This window comes from Paracoccus hibiscisoli (genome assembly GCF_005048265.1).
Classification (GTDB): domain Bacteria; phylum Pseudomonadota; class Alphaproteobacteria; order Rhodobacterales; family Rhodobacteraceae; genus Paracoccus; species Paracoccus hibiscisoli.
The window spans coordinates 1-4,495 of the sequence record NZ_SUNH01000069.1 but is presented as its reverse complement, the minus strand read 5'-3'; the positions used below and the strand labels follow the sequence as shown (position 1 = coordinate 4,495).

The 4,495-nt window shown below is 61.4% G+C and carries 3 protein-coding genes; all 3 read left to right on the top strand.

Annotated features, from left to right (window positions below; all coding sequences use genetic code 11):
* Positions 1-225: 225 nt before the first annotated feature.
* The 3 genes from FA740_RS19165 to FA740_RS19155 are packed head-to-tail and all read left to right on the top strand — an operon-like array spanning position 226 to position 4,027.
* Positions 226-1,578, top strand: a complete 1,353-nt coding sequence (locus FA740_RS19165; protein ID WP_136858392.1) for a Mu transposase C-terminal domain-containing protein — start codon at positions 226-228, stop codon at positions 1,576-1,578.
* Positions 1,575-2,537, top strand: coding sequence for a TniB family NTP-binding protein (locus tag FA740_RS19160; RefSeq protein ID WP_136858391.1), 963 nt, complete (start codon positions 1,575-1,577; stop codon positions 2,535-2,537). The genes FA740_RS19165 and FA740_RS19160 overlap by 4 nt, the downstream gene beginning before the upstream one ends.
* A 2-nt stretch (positions 2,538-2,539) precedes the next feature.
* The gene (locus tag FA740_RS19155) at positions 2,540-4,027 is read left to right on the top strand and encodes a TniQ family protein (protein WP_136858390.1); all 1,488 of its coding nucleotides are present in this window, start codon (positions 2,540-2,542) and stop codon (positions 4,025-4,027) included.
* Positions 4,028-4,495 lie beyond the last annotated feature (468 nt).

The window sequence follows — 4,495 nt, the reverse complement described above, 5'->3', positions numbered from 1 at the left end:
CGAGGCTGTGTAGCTAGACCAGTTCGTCGTGCGATAGCGGGCGGGCGATGGCTTGCTCATGCGGACCGTCTAACCGCATAGATTCACAAATGTGAATCCTCGAAGGTCAGAGTTCTGCAACAACGCCAGTGCAATGCAAAGCGTGAGAAGGACGGCCTTCCGAAGTTCCGTCGACCTAGCCGGGAGGCGGTCCGCCGGGCCATCAACAGCCTTGACCCATATACTGTGAAACTGAAGCGCGATGGCGCTGCTGCGGCGCGGAAGATGTTCGCGCCGGTTGGAAGAGGTCTTCACCTGACGCGCCCGCTTCAGCGGGTTGAGATCGATGAGTGGGACATCGACCTTCTCTTTGTGCTGTCCGACGCAGGGTTGCTCGAGGGTTTTACCGAGGAGGAACGAAAGATTTTCGGGCTAGTCGGGAAAAAGCCGGTGCGATGGAAACTTACTGTCGCAATCTGCGCCACCACAAGGTGCATCTTGGCCATGATCATGACGCCGTCAGCCAAAGCGAGCGCGGCCGTGCAAGCCCTCAAGATGGTGCTGTCGGACAAGGGGGCGCTCTCCACCGCCGTCAGGGCGAACGGGCGGTGGCACATGCACGGTCTACCCGAGGAGATCGTGACAGACTGCGGCTCGGCGTTTCGATCGCAAGAGTTTCAGACTGCTTGTTTCGATCTCGGAATTCCTGCCCTCCGCAGCGTTGCCGGCCTTCCGGAGCTTCGTGGCATCATCGAGCGCTTTTTCAGGACCAGTGGCACAAGCCTACTGCCGGAATTACCTGGGCGCACCTTCTCAAGCATTGCTGAAAAGGGAGACGCCAATCCGGCAGACCGTGCCTGTCTCAATGAGAACGACCTCGCTTTTGTGCTCGTCCGATGGGTTGTGGATGTCTACCACAACACCCCGCACTCGGGTCTTGATGGAGAGACCCCGCTGCAGTGTTGGGAGCGGCTCACAGCTGAATGTGGCGTCACGCCTCCTCCGGACACCCGCACCTCCCGCCGGATCTTCGGCGAGAAGTTCATGCGGAAGCTGGACAAGACGGGCATCACGGTGCTGGGTGTGCGATATCACTCTGAAAATCTTGCGGCTTACATGCTGCACAGACGCGACCGAGATGTGGAGGTGCGTTGGCTGCCGAGTGACATCGGCGAGATCGAGGTTCGCCTCGACATGGACTGGATGACCGTTCCCGCGGTCATGGACGCGGTGCACGGTCTGAGCGCGCAGCTCTGGGCGTCTGCAGTTCGCGACGTTCGGGCTGCCGATCCTGAGCGGAAGCGCTATGACGAGAAGGTCGTGCTTGCCGCGTTGCGCGATATCCGGGAACGCTCCGAGGATGCTCAGGCGGCGAAAGGCTTGCTTGTCGATGAGTGGTCCGAAGAGCGTGTGCGCCGAGAGGAACAGAAGTTGATGATCGGCTTCCAGACCGGTCCCGCGCCGCAGAAGGCCGCCCGCAAAGACGGAATCGGTCGTTCGGTCGTTCCAGAGCGTGACGACACCCCCTCCGCCACCAGATCGGCGACCACCGCAAGGCGGGGCACAAGGAAAGATGGCGTGTCGAGGTTCGACAAATGAGCGGTATCAACTACGAGCGGAACGCGCGCATCATGGAGAAACTGCGCGCGCTCCATGCCAAAGCCCCCCGGGATGACGAGTTTCGGGGCCATTTGGATCGCCTCCTGCGCCGCGATGCCTCCGGCAACCTGACGTCGGAGGCGGTCAGGTTTTCTACCACCGCCGAGACGCGCGGTATCCTCGTGGTAGACGGCCCCGGCGGCGGAAAATCCACAACCGTCGCCCACGCGCTGGCGAAGCATCCGGCCCTTCAGGCAGGCGCCCATGGTCCGCCCTGGATGGGTGTCAGCGTTCCCAGCCCCGCCACGTTCAAGAGCATGGGCTTCGAAATCATGCGGCGCAGCGGCTACCCGTCCGTGTCAGATCGTCGGGAGGCCTGGAGCATCTGGGACCAGATCAGAACACGCCTCAAGATGTTGGGGATCTCCGTGCTGTGGATCGACGAGGCGCATGATCTTTTCTGCAAGGACAGCGCCATGATCCTGCGCGCTTTGAAGTCGCTCATGCAGGGCGACGAGGCTGTCATCGTGATCCTCTCAGGCACCGAGCGGCTGCACGACATCATCCGCAGCGATCCGCAGGTCCAGCGCCGCTTCTCGACGATGCAGCTGCACCCCGTCTGCGCTGCGACCGACCGCGAGGACTTCGACGATCTGATCGGGTCCTACTGCGAGGAGGCCGGGCTAGACACAGACTTGTCCGAGGATCTTGTGGCGAGGCTCTTCCACGCGTCCCGCTTTCGGTTCGGCCGCAGCATCGAGACCACCCTCAACGCCATCGAAGCGGCTCTGGGCGGGGGCGCCGACTGCCTGACCGATGACCACTTCGCGCAGGCATGGGCGATGGTGGAAGGCTGTCGGCCGGGAAGGAACGTCTTTCTGGCTGACGACTGGCGCGACATCGATCCTGACAGCAATAATGATGAGCCTTTTGCCAAGCGGCATGGGCGGCGGAACTGATCATGGCTCAGCTCTTCCCTTACCTGCCGTTCCACGAAAACGAAACACCGGCCTCTTGGGCAGCCCGCCTTTCCGTTCTGCACGGCTGTCCCAGTCCGCGGACGTTCCTGTCCGACCAGGGGATCGCTCCCTCCGACCTGCTTCATGGCCGCCGTGCGGTGATCGATCGTCTGTGTAGTGCCGCAGGACAGGATGCGGAAGCGGTATGGCGCAATACCGCCTCCTCCACGGGATACCAGAGCTTTGTCCTCCGGGACGAACGCATTCCCGCCTCGATGATGGTGCGTGAGGAGACGCGCTTTTGTCCCCTCTGCCTCCTGGAGGATGATTGTCGTGCCGACAATCCCGGTATCGCGCGGCAGGATCGCCTGTCTTGGAGCCTGCGGGTCGTCACTACCTGCCCGACGCACGGCCTCGCCCTCATCCATCGGGCCCGCGACCACCGGGACAACATGCGCCACAAACTCCTCGTGCATGTCCCGGAGCGAGCCGAGGCGCTTCTCGATCTCGCACGGACCGGCCTGCACCGCGAACCCTCGCCCCTGCAAAGCTATGTCCTGGATCGTCTCGACGGTCGCAAGGGCCCAGAGTGGCTGGACGGCCAGACGCTGGAACAGGCAGTCAAGGCAACCCAGATGCTAGGCATCGTGATGGCGTTCGGGACGAGCATCAACCTCGGCTCGATCGATCGAGACGGCTGGGACCTCGCAGGTCGCTCAGGGTGGCAATGGACGTCCGCAGGAAAAGCAGGCCTGCACTCCGCTTTCGACACCTTGCATGTCTTGGCCATGGACCGGGGGCAAGGCGGACAGAACTACGCCACGGTCTTCGGTCAACTTCATCGGTGGCTGCTGGAGCCGGGCGATCGCTCTGATCACGGCCCGATCAAGCGGCTCCTGCGAAACTATATTCTGCGGAACATGGACGTGTGTGTCGGGCGGGAGCTGCTGGGCGAACGCGTCCCGCGGCGCCACAAATACTCGATCCAGTCGCTGGCGCTGGAGGCCGGCGTCCATCGCCAGACGCTGCGCAAGATCCTTGTGGAGCGGCGCCTTATCACTCACAACGATACCGGAAAATCCAACTCCATCCTCCTTGTAGATGTCAAACAGGGGCAGGATGCAGCAGCGGCTCTAAACCGGTCCGTGCCCTTCGTGACGCTGCCCGCAAGGATGAACGCGACGCGGCCGATCGTCAGCTGCCTGATCGAGCTCGGTTATCTCACTCCGCTGTTCCGCAGCCAAGGAGAGAACAAGCGAGACAAGTGTGGGTTTGACAGCCGGGAAGTCGATTTCGTCCTGGACCGGCTGCACGACCTCGCGCCGGAAATACCACATTTGCCGGTGGAGTGGGTGACGCTCACGCAGTGCACTAAGCGTGCCAGGATCCCGATGCGCGATCTCCTGCAACGGATTTTCTCAGGCGAGGTGAAAAACATCGGTCGCGCCGAAGGCGACCAGGGCTTCAACGCGCTGCGAATCGATATCTGAAAAGTCAGGCGCCTACGAAGCGGATACGTCGCGGCGTCCTCACCATACTTGATTGGCCGCTTCGAGCGGCCATTTTCTTTGAACTTTCGATGGCAACTTTACCTGTGTAAAATGGCAGCATTGTCCGCCTAAGAGCCGATTGGGCACCAGTATTTGTTGAACCTGATGGCACTATTACGCGTGTTTCTACATCTGATTTGTTATGACCGCCGAAAAACTGCCATTTTTGCGGTGGTTGCTTCCATTCCGGCACGCATAAAACTGCCATAGCGTGTCGGGCTGGAGAAAAATTCTTTTTAAGTCATATGCTTGGGTTCGAATGAGCCGTGACGGCTCTTGACCGGCAGCGGCATGACCAGGTTTCCGGCCCTGGCTTGACGCCTGTCGATCCGACGTTCATCGCTGAGCCCTGACCCGGGTCCTTCTGCAATCTGCGCCTCAGCCCCGTCGCACCCTTCCGGCGGCGGC